This is a genomic window from Myxococcus sp. AM010 (assembly GCF_013372585.1).
Classification (GTDB): domain Bacteria; phylum Myxococcota; class Myxococcia; order Myxococcales; family Myxococcaceae; genus Myxococcus; species Myxococcus vastator.
Window position 1 is genome coordinate 1 of record NZ_JABXEO010000228.1, and the last position, 688, is coordinate 688.

Below are 688 nucleotides of genomic sequence, written 5' to 3' on the forward strand. Positions count from 1 at the left end.
TTCGACGAGGGTGGTGCTCGGCTCCACGGGGGCCGTCACCTGGACTGGCAGCAGGCGGACCGGCTCGGCCTTCGCCGCCAGGTGCCGGCGCCGACGGTACACCCACGACTGCACAGTGCTCAGCCGCGCGCCCCGCTGCCGCGCGAACTCCACCTGCGTCAGCCCGCTCGCCTCGAAAGACTCCGCGACCTGGAACCACTCCTGCTTCTCCACCGACTTCGACATGCTCGCCAGCGTCCACGGCGGCGGCGCGTCACTCAACGCCCCTCATCACGTCGTTGGCCGGACGCTTACGGCGATCAGGAGGCGCTAGTTGTCAGTCTCGTCACCCGGTACGGTCGCTCCACGCTGTTTATGTGCCAAGGACCGGGGCCATGGATCGCATGCGGTTCGGCCAAGCGGATCGCCCTGCTGAGCCGTTAGTGCGCGGCGGTTTCAGTGCGCAGCGCAGACGAGGTCGGTTCGGCCAAGCGGATCCACTTCGGACTACCTGGCGGCGGCGGCCGAGGGCTTGTGGCGCCGGCAGGGGGCGGATTGCGGTAGCTGTCGCCTTCGATGACGTGAAGTTGCCCCGGTTCCGCAGAGCGTTCCGCGCTTTCGCCCTCAAGCGGCAGCGCGGTGCTTCTTCTCGTAACCAGCGGGTGACTCGTAGTCGAGCGCGGAGTGGCGCCTGAGCGGGTTATACCAG

General features: G+C 68.2%; 1 protein-coding gene. It reads right to left on the reverse strand.

From position 1 onward, the window contains the following. The coding region (gene tnpA / locus HV826_RS36445) for an IS66 family insertion sequence element accessory protein TnpA (protein ID WP_255217609.1) at nucleotides 1-261 on the reverse strand (261 nt) is incomplete at its 3' end. Nucleotides 262-688: the final 427 nt, after the last annotated feature.